The sequence below is a fragment of the Paraburkholderia sp. LEh10 genome (assembly GCF_017814945.1).
GTDB lineage: Bacteria > Pseudomonadota > Gammaproteobacteria > Burkholderiales > Burkholderiaceae > Paraburkholderia.
This window is the reverse complement of record NZ_JAGIPX010000010.1, coordinates 77,114-92,305: the sequence shown is the minus strand read 5'-3', so window position 1 is coordinate 92,305 and position 15,192 is coordinate 77,114. Positions and strand designations below refer to the sequence as shown.

Here is a 15,192-nt window from a genome sequence, read left to right as displayed (position 1 = left end):
GACCGCGCCCTGATCGCTCAAAAGAGCTACCTGGAGACATCTTAGATGAGCACTCTCGCTGACAGCCGTGTCCTCGCACACTCGAGATCGAAACGCTATGGTCTTTTCGTCTGCCTCATGGCAGCGCTTGCCGGGCTGCTGTTCGGCCTCGATATCGGCGTGATTTCGGGCGCGCTGCCCTTTATCGCGAAGCATTTTGTCTTGAACGACCGCTCGCAGGAATGGATCGTCAGTTCGATGATGGTCGGCGCGGCGATCGGCGCGCTGGGTGCCGGCTGGCTGTCGTGGCGCGTCGGACGCCGCTATGCGCTTGCGTTGGCGGCGATACTCTTCATGCTGGGATCGCTGTGGTCGGGCTTCGCCGGTAGCCCGACGCAGTTGATCGAAGCCCGTTTGCTGCTGGGTCTTGCCGTCGGCATGGCGTCCTTCACCGCGCCGCTGTACCTTTCGGAGGTAGCGCCACGGCAGGTGCGCGGGGCGATGATCTCCACGTACCAACTGATGATTACAGTCGGGATTCTGGCCGCCTTCCTGTCGAACATAGGCCTTTCGTACGTGGCCGACTGGCGGTGGATGTTGGGCGTGATCGCCATCCCCGCCGCGGTCTTCCTCGCAGGTGTCCTCGCCCTTCCCGACAGTCCGCGCTGGCTGCTTCAGCGAAACCGCGCCGGGGAAGCTCGCGCCGTGCTGCAGCGCCTTTACGGCAACTGCGCCGACGTTCAAGCCGAACTCGAACAGGTCAACGGCGACAACACGCGGCCCCAGCGGGGATGGAGCCTGCTGCGAACGAACCCGAACTTTCGTCGTTCGGTGCTGCTGGGCATCGCGCTACAGGTCTTTCAGCAACTCACGGGCATCAATGTCGTGATGTACTACGCTCCGCGCATCTTCGAACTGGCGGGTTTCGCGACCCATGAGCAGCAACTGTGGGCTACCGTCATCGTCGGACTCGTCAATGTGTTGGCAACGTTTGGGGCAATCGCCTTCGTCGATCGCTGGGGCCGCAAGCCGATTCTCTATGCGGGATGCGCAGTCATGGCATTCGGGATGTGCTCCCTCGGGCTTCTTCTGCATGCGGGGATAGCGGGTCTCGCGGCACAGATTCTCGCCGTCGCGGCGCTTCTGCTTTTCATCGCAGGCTTCGCGATGTCCGCCGGACCGCTCGTCTGGATTCTCTGCTCGGAGATCCAGCCCCAGCAAGGACGCGACTTCGGCATCGCTGTCTCGACGCTGGTCAACTGGGTGGCCAACATGGCCGTCGCGGCCACGTTTCTCAGCCTGTTGTCCACGGTTGGCGAAGCCAACACGTTCGTGCTGTATGCGATCCTCAACGTGATCTTCGCAATTGTCGTGTTCTATTACGTACCCGAGACGCGCGGTGTCTCGCTCGAAAAGCTGGGTAACGACCTGATGGCCGGCAAGCGCCTGCGTGATCTGGGCAACGGGAACTAGCGATTCGTTCTGCGTCAAGGCGAGCGTTCTGCCAATGGCGAGCAGCCGCCTCGAACGGCACACCTACAACGCGCGGGCCGCGTCGCGCAATATGTCCTGAGCCCGTTGCGCGATGCAATGTCGAACGTGCGGGGCCAGGCTCGAAGCTGCGCGCGTCGATCCAGCTGACGAGCTGTGTCGTGGATACGATCAGAATCAATGCGGCCAGACTATTGGCCTCGGCGACGGGTCACGGCTGGCAGCGAAATGCCTGGCTGTGAGACCTCGCGTGTCAAACGCAAGTCGCCGCACTATCCGCTCGCCGCTGACAGCTCCATGCGCTTGCGCTGCAAGAACCGGCGCACGGCCGGATCACGTTCGAGGCCGATGGCAAGATCGTACGCGCAGAGCGCTTCCGTCCTCGCTCCCGCACGCGCGAGCAGATCGGCGCGCGCGGCCCAGTACGGCTGATAGTCGGCGAGCCGTGGATCGTCCGCATACGGCGCGAGCGCATCGAGCGCGGCCTGCGGGCCATCCCGTTCCGCCAGCGCGAGCGCGCGGTTCACCGCGACCACGGGCGAAGCCGCAATCGCAAGCAGCGCATCGTAAAGCTGCACGATCTCGTCCCAGTTCGAACGATGTGTCCGGCAGCGGTACACGTGCGCCGACTGAAGCGCAGCTTCGAGCTGAAAGCGTCCGATCGCATTGAACGCGTTCGCGCGCCGCAGCAATGCGTCGGCTGCGTCGATCATCGGCGCGTTCCATGTCGCGGGGTCCTGAGCCGATAGCGGCACGTAGTCGCCCGCCGCATCGCGTCGCGCATCGCGCCGCGCCTGCGCATACAGCATCAGCGCGAGCAGACCAAGCGTCTCTGGCTCGTCGGGCAGCAGTTCGACGAGCAGTTGTGCAAGAAACAGCGCCTCGCCGGCGAGATCGCGCCGCACGGTATCGCTTCCGACCGGGTCCGTCCACCCTTCCGTGTACGCCGCATAGACCGCTTCCAGCACCGCGGCGAGCCTGCCGGGCAACTCCTCGCGCTCGGGCACGCAGAACGGAATGCCCGCGGCGCGGATCTTGTTCTTCGCCCTCACGAGGCGCTTGCTTATCGCGGCAGGCGACATCAGGAACGCGGACGCAATCGTCTTCGCTTCGAGTCCGAGCACCACCTGCAACATCAACGGCGTGCGAATCGCCGCGTCAAGCGCGGGGTGCGTGCACGCGAACAGCAGCGCAAGCCGCCGGTCGGGTAGCGCGCCTGCTTCACGCTCGTCGATCTCGTCGGCGAGAATCGTGAGCTGGTTCGCCACTTCGTCGCCGACACGGCGATGGCGCGCGCCATCGATCGCCCGGCGGCGCGCGACCGTCAGTAGCCATGCCTCCGGGTTCGCAGGACAGCCGCGCTCGGGCCAATCCGCGAGCGCGGCCGTGAACGCGTCGGCGAGTGCGTCCTCGGCTGCGGCGACGTCGCGCGTGCGCATCGCCAGCAGCGCGACAAGCTTGCCGTAGCTGCGGCGAGCGATCACCTCGGCAATCGAATGCGCGGCATCGTCAGCGTAACGGTCGCCGCCGGACAGACTCATGCAGCAGATGGCGCATCGTAGGGGGCGGTCCAGACAGGGCGTACTTCCAACGTGCCGTACGCTGCACCAGGACAACGCGACGCCCAGGCGATTGCCGCGTCCAGGTTCGGCACGTCGATCAGGTAGTAGCCGGCAAGCTGCTCCTTCGAATCGGAGTAGGGTCCGTCGAGCACCTGCGGCTTGCCATCGACGAGCCGCACCGTGGTCGCCGTGTTCGTGTGCTGCAACCGGTTGGCGCCTACCAGCGCCCCAGCTTTCTTTAGCGATTCCGTATACGCCTGATACGCCGCCACGCCTTGCTGCCGCTCGCTATCCGTCATCTGATTCCAGCCGTTTTCTTCTGAATAGATCATCAACAGGTATTGCATATGAGCCTCCGTCATGGGTCGCGGCGGACCCGTGCATTGGGCCGCCATCACAATGACGCGCGGCCCGCATGCTGACGGACAGGCGGCGTCGAAAAAAATCGCGGACAGCGAATCCCCCTTATTCAGGGCCGCATGCTACGACGAAATGGGCGCAATCCCCTCTAGCGCAATAATCCTCGTCTTCGCGCATCGCTCACGAATCGCCTTGAGACGGGCGTACTCGGGGGAGTCATACCAACGCATCAAGGAATCCATGTCCGGAAATTCCACGATGACAAGGCGATGCGGTTGCCAGTCACCTTCGAGAACTTTTGTCATCCCACCACGAGCCAGATATTTTCCGCCGTAGCGCACCTCGGTGGCAGGCACCTCGCGTTTGTACTCTTCGAAAAGAGCGGCGTCAGTTACATCGACATCGGCGATCAGGTAGGCAGCCATCGCACGATCCCTCGCATGGTGTAGTTCCACCGCCGACCATCACGCTGTATCGCAGTCGGCACCGTGAATTGCAGTATAGAACCGACCGCAAACCCCGTCACCTCGATGACCTCCGTAACAGCTGCGTCAAGCAGGAGCGCCTCTCAAGGTTCTGCCCAGCATTTTCAGCGTGCGTGAGACCAGGGTAAACATCCATCCTCATACGAAGTGCTTTTCAATAGTTGGTGTACGGAGTATATTCGCGATCACCGTTACGCGCACAGACTGGAGGAAGACATCATGCAATTTCATCTCAACGGTTTCCGTGTCGGTGACCCGACCATCGAACCAGCCGCGGAAAACGCGCGTTGCGATGAGATGCCCGATGCCGTCGACGTGCTGATCGTCGGGAGCGGTCCTGCAGGACTCGTGCTCGCGGCGCAATTGTCACAGTTCCCGTCGATCAGAACGCGCATCGTCGAGCGTCGTTGCGGACCGTTGCTGATGGGACAGGCGGATGGTGTCGCTTGCCGGACCGTCGAGATGTTCAATGCGTTCGGGCTCAGCGATCGCCTGTTGCGCGAAGCCTATTGGGTCAATGAAACGGTATTCTGGCGACCGGATGCGCAGAACCGTGATGCCATCAAACGCACTGGCCGCGTTCAGGATGTCGAAACAGGCCTGTCTGAGTTTCCGCACGTGATCGTCAATCAGGCGCGTGTGCAGGACTATTTGCTCGATGTGATGCGGCGCTCAGCGCAACGCATCGAACCGGACTACGGTTTCGAAGCCGTCGATGTGCAGCGCGACGATAGCGGCGAGTATCCCGTTCGTGTCACATTGCGCCGCACCGATGAAGCACGGCTCGATGAGACAGTGACTTTGCGTGCGCGCTATGTCGTGGGTTGCGATGGCGCCCGCAGTCTCGTGCGCACCGCGATCGGTCAAACGCTGCGCGGCGACGCGGCCAATCATGCATGGGGCGTGATGGACGCACTTGCGGTGACTGACTTTCCCGACATCAGGCTGAAAGCGGCCATTCAGTCCGCGGGCAAGGGCAATCTGCTGATCATTCCGCGCGAAGGAGGCTACCTTGTGCGCTTTTACGTCGATCTTGGCGAGGTCACGTCGGACAACCGCGACGCCATCAAACAGACCACGGTCGATCGCATCGTACAGACCGCGCAGCACATCCTGCATCCTTATTCACTCGATGTGAAAGAAGTCGCGTGGTTCTCGGTCTATGAAGTGGGACAGCGTCTGACCGACCGCTTCGACGACGCCGTCGCAGCCGACGGAACGTCTCGTGATCCTCGAGTGTTCATCGCGGGCGACGCCTGTCATACGCACAGCGCAAAGGCCGGCCAGGGCATGAACGTGTCGATGCAGGACGGGTTCAATCTCGGCTGGAAAATCGGCCAGGTTCTGCGTGGACTCAGTGACGTCGAACTGTTGCGCACGTACTCCGATGAGCGTCAACCGATCGCGCAGGAGTTGATCGATTTCGACAAGGAGTGGTCGGCGATGATGGCTGCTCCGCCGAAGGACCCTAACCGGCCCGAAGCAGGCGGCGTCGATCCCACGGAGCTTCAGGCGTATTTCGTTCGCGCCGGCCGATATACGGCAGGCGTCGCGACGCATTACCGTCCGGGCATGCTGACGGGCGACGCGACGCATCAAACTCTTGCCAAGGGCTTTTCGATCGGAATGCGCTTTCACTCGTCACCCGTCGTTCGGGTCGCGGATGCGAAGCCCGTTCATCTCGGGCACGCGGCAAGCGCGGACGGCCGGTGGCGTCTGTATGCTTTCTCGGACGCGAATCGAAGTGCGCTTCATGCGCTGTGCGAACATCTCGCGACCTCTGCAGATTCCGTCTTGCGGCTCGCCACGCCAAAGGACGCCGACGCGGACAGCGTTCTCGACCTGCGCGCAGTGTTGCAGCAGCCTCATCGCGAAGTGCGACTCGACGAACTGCCCGCCCTCTTGCTCCCGCGCAAGGGACGCTATGGCCTCGTCGACTACGAGAAAACATTTACGAGCGATGCAGCGACTGATATCTTCGACGAGCGCGGCATCGACCGCGAACGCGGCGCGCTCGTCGTGGTCCGCCCGGATCAATACGTCGCGCACGTTCTGCCACTGCACGCATACGCGGAACTGACCGCGTTCTTCCGGCCGATATTCCGCATGCGCTAACCCATTCCGACACTGCGAAATTGCCGAACAAACACGACCATCCCGAAGCGCATCAGAAGTTCACCGGCAGCCTCGTGCGCCGCGCGCAGCAACGCCATGTAGCCGTATGGCTCGCGGAAGTCTCCAACGAGATCACGAGCGTGCAATACGCGGCGCTCGATATCCTGCAACGATCGCCCGGCGTGAACCAACGGCAACTCGGCGATGAACTCGACGTGGACCGTTCGACGATTGCCGATCTCGTCGCGCGCATGGTTCGCAATGGCCTGATCGAACGTTCCGACGATCCCGTCGACAAACGCAGTTACGTGCTTTTCCTCACCGCGGCCGGCAAGAAGCAGCTTGCGGCCTTGCGGCCGCGCGTCGAGGAAGTGGAGCGCATTCTGACTGCAAGGCTCACGCAGCGGGAATGTGCCGAGTTGCGGCGTCTGCTTTTGGCATTGTTGCCGCCCCAGGCTTAAGCGCGATGCGGCGGGAAGCCGTATCGAACGATCTCGGTCCGGCCACGGGCAACCCGGGCAACTGCACACGAAGCACCCGTGAACGAGTCTCGTCCAATAGTCGGGGGCGCGCGGCTCGATGTCATTGCGCGCGACGATTTTGCAAGCAAAAGCTCCAATCGTCCTAACGACACGCGCGCAGTACGCGTTAGGCTTCCACGTGCGTTCTATTTGTTTTCGCACGGTGAGGAGGTGGACTCATGAGCAGCTTCGATGACGCGTTCAAGGCCTTGATAGGGAGTGAAGGCGGCTATTCGTTCAATCCCGCCGACCCGGGAGGGGAAACGATGTGGGGGGTGACCGCGCGCGTCGCGCGCGCGTCCGGGTACGCCGGGCCCATGCGGGACCTGCCGCTCGAAACGGCGAAGCAGATCGCCAGATCGAAGTACTGGGACCCGCTCAAGCTCGACGAATTCGATCCACGTGTCGCGTTCCAGATTTTCGATGCCAACTACAACGGCGGGCTCGTCGTGCTCTGGATGCAAAAGGCGTCGGGCGCGGAGCCGGACGGCAAGTTCGGCTCCGACACCGTCGCGGCCGTGAAGGCTGCCGATCCGCTCAAATTCGTCATGCGCTTCGCGGCTTATCGGGTTCGCTATCTGAAGGGACTTCACACCTGGCCGAATTTTAGCCGCGGCTGGATGGACCGGATGGCCAAGAACCTCTTAATGGGAGCAGCATAATGGACTGGTCGAAAGTTGCATCAACCATCAGCGGCACTGCGCCGCTTCTCGCCGGGCTCGTTGGCGGCCCCGTTGGCCTTGGCGTCACGGCCGCCTCAACGATCCTGTCACACGTGCTCGGAACCGCCAACGATCCCACGTCGGTATCCGCCGCACTCGAAGATCCTGCCGCGCTCGACAAGGTGCGGCAGGCAGAAAGTGCAAATGCGGTTCAGCTTCAGCAATTGGCCGTGACGGCAGCGCAGGCGCAACTCACGCACGACATAGAGCTTGCCCGCGTCGAAGCGGCAGATCGCGCGGACGCGCGGGACAAAGAAGAAAAAACGGGTGACTGGGTGCCGAAAGCGCTGGCAATGGCCGTCACGGCCGGCTTCTTCAGCATGCTGGCCCTGATGGCCCTGCACGGACTGCCGGGCGAAAATCGCGATCTGATGAACGTCATTCTCGGGTCGCTCGGCACAGCGTGGGTGAGCATCATCGGATACTACTTCGGTACATCGGCGGGGTCTGCGAGAAAGACCGAACTTCTCGCCAAGCCCAGTGTCCCGATTTCATCCAATAGCGCGGTCACGCTTCGCGAACCGGCGCCAGCAACCGCTTCACCCGCTGCAGGTGCTGTTCCCGTGGCCGCAGCCGCTCACAGCGAACTGTTCTTGCCGCTCGCGCCCGGAGGACAAGGACCCGTGTTCGCAGGATCATGATGAGATCGGCGCACGTCGCAGCGCGACGTTGCGCCGATATTGCGCCGATATTGCCCCGGCAGCGGTGAGCGCGGCGCGAGCAATGCGCTTGCTTGCGCCGCATTGCTTGCGTCGGTGCATCGAACCGAAGGTCAACTGAAGGTCAAACTGAAGGTCATTACGTGCGCCTCGATTCTGGCGCACGGCTTGCGTCACTCTCTTTCGGCTTTCTCGCCGTCGATATGACGGGCACCCGCCTGGTATGCGGCGGGGCATACGCCAAAGTGTCGCTTGAATGATCGCGTGAAGTACGACAGATCCGTAAAGCCGACCGCGTAAGCAACCTCCTTGACCAGCATGTTTTCGCGCTCCAGCAGTGCGCGAGCCCGGTTCATCCGAAAGCACAGCAGGTACTGCCCGAAGCTCACGTGTTGCTCCTTCCTGAACACGCGACAGAACTGTGACGGGCTGAGCCGACAAGCAGCCGCGACGGTGGCAAGACTGATGCGGCAAGCGAAGTGTGCGTTCAGATGCGCAATAGCCGCCGACGTGCGCTTTAGAGGACGATGTTTGTCGCCCGGTAGCTGAACGGGTGACACCGACGCGGACAACGCCCTCGACATGCCTGCCGCGTCGCCCTCCAACCTTGTCGATGAGATCGACGATAGTGTCTCGTTCAATTCCTCGTGCTGGACCGGCTTGACGAGCAGATCCCATACTTTCAGACGCACTGCCCACTTGGCGACCACTATCGAATCACGGCCTGTTATCACCAGCACAGGCAGTTCCGGATGGTCGTTGCGCACCCGCATCAGGGAATCGAAAACGCGCGTATCGGGATCGTCGACCTCGAAGCAGACGAAGGGCGGTGCGTGAAGGCGAATGGCGCTCGACACATGATTCAACTCCCGTACCCTGCACACGTCATATACATCGCGGACCGCGTTCAGGATCGACGTACCGGGATCGGGCATCAGGTCCACCCAGAGAAACTCACAAGCACGATATGCGCTTTCAAACGATAGTGCGTCCGACATGTGCTACGTCTCCCGATGTTCCACTGACGACGACCCCGGGTCGCCGCTTAAAGTGGGTTCCGCACAAAGGAATAGCCGGGTCGATGTGCCGGTACGCCAGGCCGCAATCCGCCACGCCGCTGCGCTAATGACACGCTTCGATCCCTCAAACAAAGAATATGATTTGCGAAGACAGTTTCCATTGGCCAGACGGACTACATCGAAAGTCGCATATGCGCCATTGACCTCGCGCGCAGCCGTGGCGCGCGCTATCGTCTCGCGCGGCATACGAATAATCCAGCACCGCGAACCCGCCGCGATCGTCCAACGCAACCGCACGATCGTCATAACCTCCCGTGCCCACGTCACCCTACCCTTGCTGTGATGCCAGCCTCGCGCGGACTGCGCATCGTGATGGTTACGCGCGCAATCGCAACTGGGAGTGCGCTGTGATCACCAAGGCCTACTTTCTCTTCAATACACAATACGTCCGCTACGATGCGGCTTCGGATGCGGTGGAAGCCGGCTATCCGAAATCGATCGGCGCCAATTGGACCGGCTTTTCCGCGGCAGGTTTTGAAGGCGGCATCGATGCCGCGGTGAATTCCGACTCGGGCAAGGTCTATTTCTTCAAGGGTTCGCAGTACCTGTGCTACGACGTCGCGGCCAATGCGGTCGATTCAGGCTACCCCCTTGCGATCGCAGGGAATTGGCCAGGGCTCGCCGAGGCCGGCTTCGGCTCGGATATCGATGCCGCGGTGAACTGGGGCAACGGCAAGCTCTACTTCTTCAAGGCGAATCAGTACGTCCGCTACGACCTGGCCCAGGACAAGGTGGACGACGGATACCCCGTTTCCATCGCGGACGGCTGGCCTGGATTCGACGCCGCGGGGTTCGGCAGCGCGATCGACACGGCGCTGAACTGGGGCAACGGAAAGGTCTATTTCTTTCGCGGCGCACAATATCTTCGCTACGACATCGCTTCGGATTCCATCGACCCGGGTTCTCCCGCCGACATCGATGCGTCATGGGGAGGGCTTGGAGCCGCACGCGCCGGCAGTCCGATTCGCGCATCCTGGTCGCGCACGGGAGCGGCGGCGGGCGGCGTGGACTTCTCTTACTTGAGCGACGCCTTCTTTTCGCAACTGAAGGAGGTCTGCACGAGCTCGGTTGCGCGCCCGAAGACCTCCTCGGCGTGATGGAGAGCGAGAGCGGCGTGCAGCCGTGGAGCCAGAATGCGAACGGAAAGGCGACAGGACTGATCCAGTTCATGCCCGATATATTGAAGGGGCTGGGATGGTCGGATGGACCGGACGCTTTCAAGCTTTTGAGCGCGGAACAGCAGTTGCCTTATGTGGAGCGTTTCTACCGGCCTTACGTAGGCAATCTGACTTCGCCAGGCCGGCTCTATCAGGCGACCTTTCTTCCGGCGACGTTGCCAGGCACCGACGAATCGTCGATCATCGCGGCGCCCAATGGTCCGCACGCCGACGCGTTTCGCTGGAATCCGATGCTCGATACGAACCGTGATGGCGTCATCACCGTGGGCGACCTGACCGCGCGCATCTCCAATGTCCAGCAAGGCCAACGCTGGGAAGCGCTCGTCAGCAGACTCTGAACCTGCTCACCGTGGCTCGCTGGAGAAAGCCCCCGGCACGCCCAAGCGCCGTGGGGCCGTCGCGGCTATGCGCGCCTCGCGTTGTCGGCCTGGAGCCGGCTCGCGATCAACTGGATCAGATAAAGCGCGAACTCCGGCTCCTGGTAGTAAAGGCGTATAGCATCGGCTGCGGAGACCGTCCTCATTTCGCAGTCGGTCTTACATACGGCCGTCGACGTGCGGCGATACTCCGGCGAGAAGAGCCCGATTTCGCCAAGTACTGTGCCCGCGCCCATGTCGAGGCCAAGCTCGCTCAACCTGACGATGCCCTTTTCGACGTAGAAGAGTTCGGCGCTGGCGTCGCCTTTGCGAAACAACACCTCGCCCGAGCGGAAGCGCTGGCTTTTCATGTTGGTGAGCAGCCTGCCTATCGAGACGTGTCCGTTGACCGCCTTGTTGACCTGCGCCTCGCGGATTCTTTCCATGCGCGCCGCGACGGCGCTCGCTTCACCACGGCTCGAAACGTTCAATGCCTTGAAAATGGTTGTGAGGTGCGTCTTGACCGTCGCTTCCGCGACATCGAGCTGACGCGCAATCATCTTGTTGGAGCGCCCTCGCGCGAGCAGTGCCAGCACTTCGATCTGTCGCGGCGTGAGGTGCAGATGGGCGTCCGGGTATGGCAGGCCTCGCGGAGCATCGGCCTCGGCTGTCGTGAGTGGCTCATGCAGGCTCGCGGCGACCAACGAGCGCGGCAGATACACACCGCCCGCGAACGCGAGGCGCAACGCGCTGAAAAGGAGCTCCGACGAGGCGGATTTCTCCACGCAACCCGAGACACCCGCTGCGATCAGGTCGTCCACGTTCTGGCGTTGCGCATTGCTCAAGAGGACGATGACAGGCGTCGTGCGAGTGTGGCGCCGCGCGGCCTCCAGTTCATCGCTCTCACGGCGCAGACAGTCGCCATCCATGACGACACAGTCCGGCCTGCGATCGTTCGGCCAGCTCGACGTCAGGCAATTCGACGCGAGCACTTCGGCATCCTGCGAGAATCGGCACAACAGCGCCTCGACGCCTTCGCGAAAGAGTCCCGCCGGTCCCGTAAGCAAAATATACATGCTGTCTCGTCTCGCAACTTTCCGCCACGCATCGCGCTCGCGCCGGATCTTGCTCGTTCGCTTCGAAATGTTATACGGGCCGCCGGCCCGGCAAGCGATCACGCCGCCTCAGAACATGACGCCTGCCGGCAGGAATTCAGCAAGCGCTTTTGCACTCTCTTTGACAGTTGTCGGCGCGTCGACCGGCCAGTCCCGCGGCATGATCGATTTGTTGAGTTCACGAATGCAGCAGGCGATCCTCGTCGATACGGGGAACAAGGGTATGGGTGGATCGTGCAGAGTTCGCACCGGGCGTCCTGGCCCTGTCGCATCGCGACAGGATCGCCCGGGTGCCACAACAGGTAACGTACTAATTCGATGCCCATTTATCAAGGAGCGTTTCCCGCGAAGCGCGGCCCAGCGCACGGCACTTCTGATAGCAGGATCAAGCGTGAATTTTGCCTCGAAGCGCACGGTGCGCGCGCCGCCCGCAGCGTGATCTACGACCTTCGAATTAGACGTTACGGCACAGCGCACGAGTCCGTGGCTTTAAAAGCGGCTTCGCCCGACATTCGATGTAGTTCGCCTGGCCGATTGGCGTGCGCTTCACGCAGTCCTACTCTGAAAGCGTCTCGAACGGTGCGCCGAGCACACGAATATGAGTGCCATTGAGAACCCGCTAATTCGAGGTTTGAAATGAAAGCCGCTAAAGAGCAGTCACTTCGTTACCAGGTCGAAAAATGGCTGGCGCCGACGACAAAGAGACGCGTGCACGTTACGCACTTCAGCCGGACCGTCTCGGACGGAAGGCGCTATGTGTGCGTTTCATCCAGCCATTCCGTAAATGCCCATGTGCTCTTCTTCTTTCATCACCACGACGGCTGCTGGCGGGTGTTCCCCGCATTGCCCAACATTCCGCAGATGACTGTCGAGCATTGTGCTGCGTGAGCGGCCCAACGCGTCGCAGACGCGTGCAGGTCAACAATTCACATCAACATTTCCACTTCGACAATTCACGCGTCGCCTTCCCCATTCACGGGTATAAACCGGAACCCAAGGCAATCCGATTTCAATTGCGAGCGGCAGTCGATTTCCCTGGCGAACGGAAAGTAGCCTTGACCCGTTGCGGCACGTTGCACCTCAAACAGGTAGCATGCCGCAATCGCGCACACCGTCTAGAACACGCCATTGCGCGCGTCCGCGCCCATCCGGTAAGTGCGGTTGCTTTGCTCCGGATTCCGGTTGACCAGCGGTCGCGCGTAAAGCGGATGACGCAGGCTACGTACTTCATGTTCGAGCCTGAAGCAGCGCGCACCGTTCGCAGGGTCGACGATGTCGGCGAAGCGGTATTGATGAAGCTCCTCACCGTAAGTCAGCCCGCGCGCTGCGAGCCGTGTGTACGACTCCGAGAAGTTTGAGACATAGATCTGGATATGATGCCCGTCGTATTCCACGCTTGCCGCAGGCGTTTCCGCATAGATCAGTTGCTGGTGCGTACCAATCGCAATGACCGCCTGCCGCGAACCTTCGCGGTCGCGGAGTTCGACGGACGCATCGAGCAACTCGCGATAGAAGCCCGCAATTGGCGCTGCGCTGCCGACGGGCACATCGAGCTGCACAAATGCGATGCCAAGATCGATATCCGACCACGGCGCGCCTGCATCGCGCGCATCCGGATCGAGACAGGCGTAACGGTTTCCCCAAGGACAGGTGACCTCCAGGCGATCGTCGCGCTCGGCCCACCCGAATGCGGTTCCATCGAGCACGGGCTGAACTGCGCGAAGCCGCGCGACCAGCGACTGGCGCTTGCCCACGACCAGCCCGACATGCCCGCGCAGACGCTGAGGGTCGCCCTCCGGCAAGTGAATCTGTGATCGGCCGATATTGATCCACATGTTGGTCACGCCTGTCATCAGATAGGGATCGCGAGTGAGCCCGAGTCCGCTGACATAAAACGCAGTCGCGAGGCGCTGGTCCGGTACCGTGACATTGACGTGCTCGAGCAGCACCAGATTGCCTACGTCGTCCTGAGCGTAATCGGGACGTTGCATCTGACCACCTTCCGAGGGTTTGACGCGTTAATTGTACAGATCCGCAAAGGGCCGCCGCCTGTCAGATTGGTCACGAAACACACGTGCCGGGCTGCAGACATGCACCATCCGTGCGCCATTCATACGTCATTCATGCGCCATTCACAGCGTCCTTGAACGCTTTTCCAGCCGTGAACTTCACGGTTTTCGCGGCCGGAATTGTGATGGTCTCGCCCGTTGACGGATTGCGACCCGCGCGCTCGGCCCGGGCGCCCGTCGAAAACGAACCGAAGCCGATCAGCTGGACGGTATCGCCACGCGTCACGGCAGCCGTCACGGTCTCAAGAATGGCATCGATAGCTGCACCCGTGCTTGCCTTGCTTTCGCCCGTGCCCGCCGCAACGGCATCAATCAGTTCCTGCTTGTTCACTTGTGTGCTCCTTTAACGTCCGCGAATAGCGGAATGACGGTCACCCTACCGCAGGCGAACAGTAAATTGCAACCCGGCCCGCTGACGCCGCGCGCGTTCAGCGATTTCGCACCACCGTTCGCTTGCGTGATCTGCACCATTCTGGTTCGGCGCCAATTATTTCCCTCGCTAGCGGCCAGATAACTGCTGCATCCGAAAAAATGTTGCGCGATACTGAACGCGCCCGCTTCGTGTCGGGCAAGCCGCACTTAGCCCGCAGTTCGCCATGAGGGGCGGAATCAATGGACAATTGCACTGTATGCACGAGTCTGCAGGGACGCCCCGCCGGTGTCGCCCGCGTGGACGGAATGACGTTAATCGGAATTGGTGAGTGCGAGGGCGTCACAGCAATTGAACATTACCGTTGTGAGTGTTGCGGCACCGTCATGGTCCGACAACTATGGGGCTGTTCATCCGAACAGGTGTGGACGACGCTTGCGCAGCCTGCGTGTACCCGGCTTACTCCTCCCTCCGCCTGAAGATAAAGTGATCGACGCCCGCCTCGAAGTCCGGCGTGTTGTCGTAAGCGTCGCACACGTTGCGATAGATCACGGCCGCGATGCCGGACGAGTTCACCCCATCAAGCACGGCTTCAGGCGTCTGCGTGAGTGTGCGATAACGCACACATTGGCGCAGCTTTCGACGAGCACTTGCGGCCAGCGCAACTAGTCTGCATGTTGGATCTCGCAGAATCAGGCCCTGCGCCTGGAGTAACGAGCGAAATCCGCGACAAATAAGTGCGCGTGTTTTCTACGGGAGCTCTTTCATGATTCTGCACGTGGTTAACAATAAGCTTTACGAAGTGAAGCTTGCTTTCCTTAACCTCATCGATAAGTGTGACGTGACACCAAGGTATTTTTCTACGTCAGAGCAGATCATCTCATTCCTTAAAAACAATCCTGGCCTGAAATTTAGCCTTGTCCCGTCGCAGCCTGACCTGACCGATGTCGAGCTTACTGCCATGAGCTCCTACGTCGCTTATGGACCTCAGCTTGGAGATGTACTATGCGGGGTCGTTAGCTACGACTCAGAAAAGCAGCAGGTTCTTACTATCGGAAGTTATGCGGATTCCGACTTGGCACGACTATGGGGAGGCTGAAAGATGGCCGACACATGACGGGGCCCGGCAGC

17 protein-coding genes are annotated in these 15,192 nt (G+C 61.3%); 9 read left to right on the top strand and 8 right to left on the bottom strand.

The window, feature by feature from the left end; translation table 11 throughout:
* The first annotated feature begins 45 nt into the window (after positions 1-45).
* Positions 46-1,452: a sugar porter family MFS transporter gene (locus J8I87_RS11100; protein WP_209931498.1), complete on the top strand. Its 1,407-nt coding sequence runs from the start codon at positions 46-48 to the stop codon at positions 1,450-1,452.
* A 290-nt stretch (positions 1,453-1,742) separates the two neighbouring features.
* Here J8I87_RS11100 and J8I87_RS11095 read toward each other — a convergent pair whose 3' ends face one another.
* The 3 genes from J8I87_RS11095 to J8I87_RS11085 form a co-directional block, all read right to left on the bottom strand.
* Complete coding sequence (locus J8I87_RS11095) at positions 1,743-3,011, bottom strand: RNA polymerase sigma factor (RefSeq protein WP_209931497.1); 1,269 nt, start codon at positions 3,009-3,011, stop codon at positions 1,743-1,745.
* Positions 3,008-3,379 carry a YciI family protein gene (locus J8I87_RS11090; protein ID WP_209931496.1) on the bottom strand — a complete coding sequence of 124 codons (372 nt, stop codon included), beginning with the start codon at positions 3,377-3,379 and terminating at the stop codon, positions 3,008-3,010. Before J8I87_RS11090 ends, J8I87_RS11095 begins: the two co-directional genes overlap by 4 nt.
* Before the next feature lie 135 nt (positions 3,380-3,514).
* Positions 3,515-3,817, bottom strand: coding sequence for a DUF1330 domain-containing protein (locus tag J8I87_RS11085; protein ID WP_209931495.1), 303 nt, complete (start codon positions 3,815-3,817; stop codon positions 3,515-3,517).
* 279 nt (positions 3,818-4,096) lie between these two features.
* Here J8I87_RS11085 and J8I87_RS11080 point away from each other — a divergent pair, with 279 nt between their 5' ends.
* The 4 genes from J8I87_RS11080 to J8I87_RS11065 all read left to right on the top strand — a co-directional run bounded on the left by J8I87_RS11080 (position 4,097) and on the right by J8I87_RS11065 (position 7,876).
* Positions 4,097-5,992: an FAD-binding monooxygenase gene (locus J8I87_RS11080; protein ID WP_209931494.1), complete on the top strand. Its 1,896-nt coding sequence runs from the start codon at positions 4,097-4,099 to the stop codon at positions 5,990-5,992.
* Between the two features lie 20 nt (positions 5,993-6,012).
* Positions 6,013-6,453: a MarR family winged helix-turn-helix transcriptional regulator gene (locus J8I87_RS11075; RefSeq protein WP_209931493.1), complete on the top strand. Its 441-nt coding sequence runs from the start codon at positions 6,013-6,015 to the stop codon at positions 6,451-6,453.
* A gap of 239 nt (positions 6,454-6,692) precedes the next feature.
* Positions 6,693-7,175 (top strand): glycoside hydrolase family 108 protein, encoded by a 483-nt coding sequence (locus J8I87_RS11070; protein ID WP_209931492.1) that lies wholly within the window; start codon positions 6,693-6,695, stop codon positions 7,173-7,175.
* On the top strand, positions 7,175-7,876 hold the full coding sequence (locus J8I87_RS11065) for a hypothetical protein (RefSeq protein WP_209931491.1): 702 nt from the start codon (positions 7,175-7,177) through the stop codon (positions 7,874-7,876). The genes J8I87_RS11070 and J8I87_RS11065 overlap by 1 nt, the downstream gene beginning before the upstream one ends.
* A 191-nt stretch (positions 7,877-8,067) precedes the next feature.
* Here J8I87_RS11065 and J8I87_RS11060 read toward each other — a convergent pair whose 3' ends face one another.
* A complete protein-coding gene (locus J8I87_RS11060) occupies positions 8,068-8,892 on the bottom strand; it encodes a helix-turn-helix transcriptional regulator (protein WP_209931490.1) in 825 nt (274 codons plus the stop codon).
* A gap of 428 nt (positions 8,893-9,320) precedes the next feature.
* Here J8I87_RS11060 and J8I87_RS45955 point away from each other — a divergent pair, with 428 nt between their 5' ends.
* Both J8I87_RS45955 and J8I87_RS11050 read left to right on the top strand, forming a co-directional pair.
* The gene (locus J8I87_RS45955; RefSeq protein ID WP_209931489.1) at positions 9,321-10,070 is read left to right on the top strand and encodes a hemopexin repeat-containing protein; all 750 of its coding nucleotides are present in this window, start codon (positions 9,321-9,323) and stop codon (positions 10,068-10,070) included.
* Complete coding sequence (locus tag J8I87_RS11050) at positions 10,067-10,489, top strand: hypothetical protein (protein ID WP_209931488.1); 423 nt, start codon at positions 10,067-10,069, stop codon at positions 10,487-10,489. The genes J8I87_RS45955 and J8I87_RS11050 overlap by 4 nt, the downstream gene beginning before the upstream one ends.
* Positions 10,490-10,554: 65 nt before the next feature.
* On the opposite strand, the gene J8I87_RS11045 is transcribed toward J8I87_RS11050, so the two are convergent.
* Positions 10,555-11,583, bottom strand: coding sequence for a LuxR C-terminal-related transcriptional regulator (locus J8I87_RS11045; protein ID WP_209931487.1), 1,029 nt, complete (start codon positions 11,581-11,583; stop codon positions 10,555-10,557).
* Between the two features lie 675 nt (positions 11,584-12,258).
* Here J8I87_RS11045 and J8I87_RS11040 point away from each other — a divergent pair.
* Positions 12,259-12,510 carry a hypothetical protein gene (locus tag J8I87_RS11040; protein ID WP_209931486.1) on the top strand — a complete coding sequence of 84 codons (252 nt, stop codon included), beginning with the start codon at positions 12,259-12,261 and terminating at the stop codon, positions 12,508-12,510.
* Between the two features lie 227 nt (positions 12,511-12,737).
* Here the strand turns inward: J8I87_RS11040 and J8I87_RS11035 are convergent, their stop codons facing one another.
* The 3 genes from J8I87_RS11035 to J8I87_RS11025 form a co-directional block, all read right to left on the bottom strand.
* Entirely contained in the window at positions 12,738-13,613 is an 876-nt protein-coding gene (locus tag J8I87_RS11035) for a VOC family protein (protein WP_209931485.1), read from the bottom strand.
* A 130-nt stretch (positions 13,614-13,743) separates the two neighbouring features.
* Entirely contained in the window at positions 13,744-14,022 is a 279-nt protein-coding gene (locus tag J8I87_RS11030) for an HU family DNA-binding protein (protein WP_209931484.1), read from the bottom strand.
* A gap of 498 nt (positions 14,023-14,520) precedes the next feature.
* The gene (locus J8I87_RS11025) at positions 14,521-14,685 is read right to left on the bottom strand and encodes a hypothetical protein (protein ID WP_209931483.1); all 165 of its coding nucleotides are present in this window, start codon (positions 14,683-14,685) and stop codon (positions 14,521-14,523) included.
* Between the two features lie 142 nt (positions 14,686-14,827).
* On the opposite strand from J8I87_RS11025, the gene J8I87_RS11020 reads away from it, so the two are divergent.
* Entirely contained in the window at positions 14,828-15,160 is a 333-nt protein-coding gene (locus tag J8I87_RS11020) for a hypothetical protein (RefSeq protein WP_209931482.1), read from the top strand.
* The last annotated feature ends 32 nt before the right edge of the window (positions 15,161-15,192 follow it).

Coding starts and splice junctions, on each gene's coding strand:
- J8I87_RS11045 (WP_209931487.1), bottom strand. CDS start 11,583: ATGTATATTTTGCTTACGGGACCGGCGGGACTCTTTCGCGAAGGCGTC.
- J8I87_RS11070 (WP_209931492.1), top strand. CDS start 6,693: ATGAGCAGCTTCGATGACGCGTTCAAGGCCTTGATAGGGAGTGAAGGC.
- J8I87_RS11100 (WP_209931498.1), top strand. CDS start 46: ATGAGCACTCTCGCTGACAGCCGTGTCCTCGCACACTCGAGATCGAAA.
- J8I87_RS11040 (WP_209931486.1), top strand. CDS start 12,259: ATGAAAGCCGCTAAAGAGCAGTCACTTCGTTACCAGGTCGAAAAATGG.
- J8I87_RS11020 (WP_209931482.1), top strand. CDS start 14,828: ATGATTCTGCACGTGGTTAACAATAAGCTTTACGAAGTGAAGCTTGCT.
- J8I87_RS11080 (WP_209931494.1), top strand. CDS start 4,097: ATGCAATTTCATCTCAACGGTTTCCGTGTCGGTGACCCGACCATCGAA.
- J8I87_RS11060 (WP_209931490.1), bottom strand. CDS start 8,892: ATGTCGGACGCACTATCGTTTGAAAGCGCATATCGTGCTTGTGAGTTT.
- J8I87_RS11085 (WP_209931495.1), bottom strand. CDS start 3,817: ATGGCTGCCTACCTGATCGCCGATGTCGATGTAACTGACGCCGCTCTT.
- J8I87_RS11065 (WP_209931491.1), top strand. CDS start 7,175: ATGGACTGGTCGAAAGTTGCATCAACCATCAGCGGCACTGCGCCGCTT.
- J8I87_RS11035 (WP_209931485.1), bottom strand. CDS start 13,613: ATGCAACGTCCCGATTACGCTCAGGACGACGTAGGCAATCTGGTGCTG.
- J8I87_RS11095 (WP_209931497.1), bottom strand. CDS start 3,011: ATGAGTCTGTCCGGCGGCGACCGTTACGCTGACGATGCCGCGCATTCG.
- J8I87_RS11090 (WP_209931496.1), bottom strand. CDS start 3,379: ATGCAATACCTGTTGATGATCTATTCAGAAGAAAACGGCTGGAATCAG.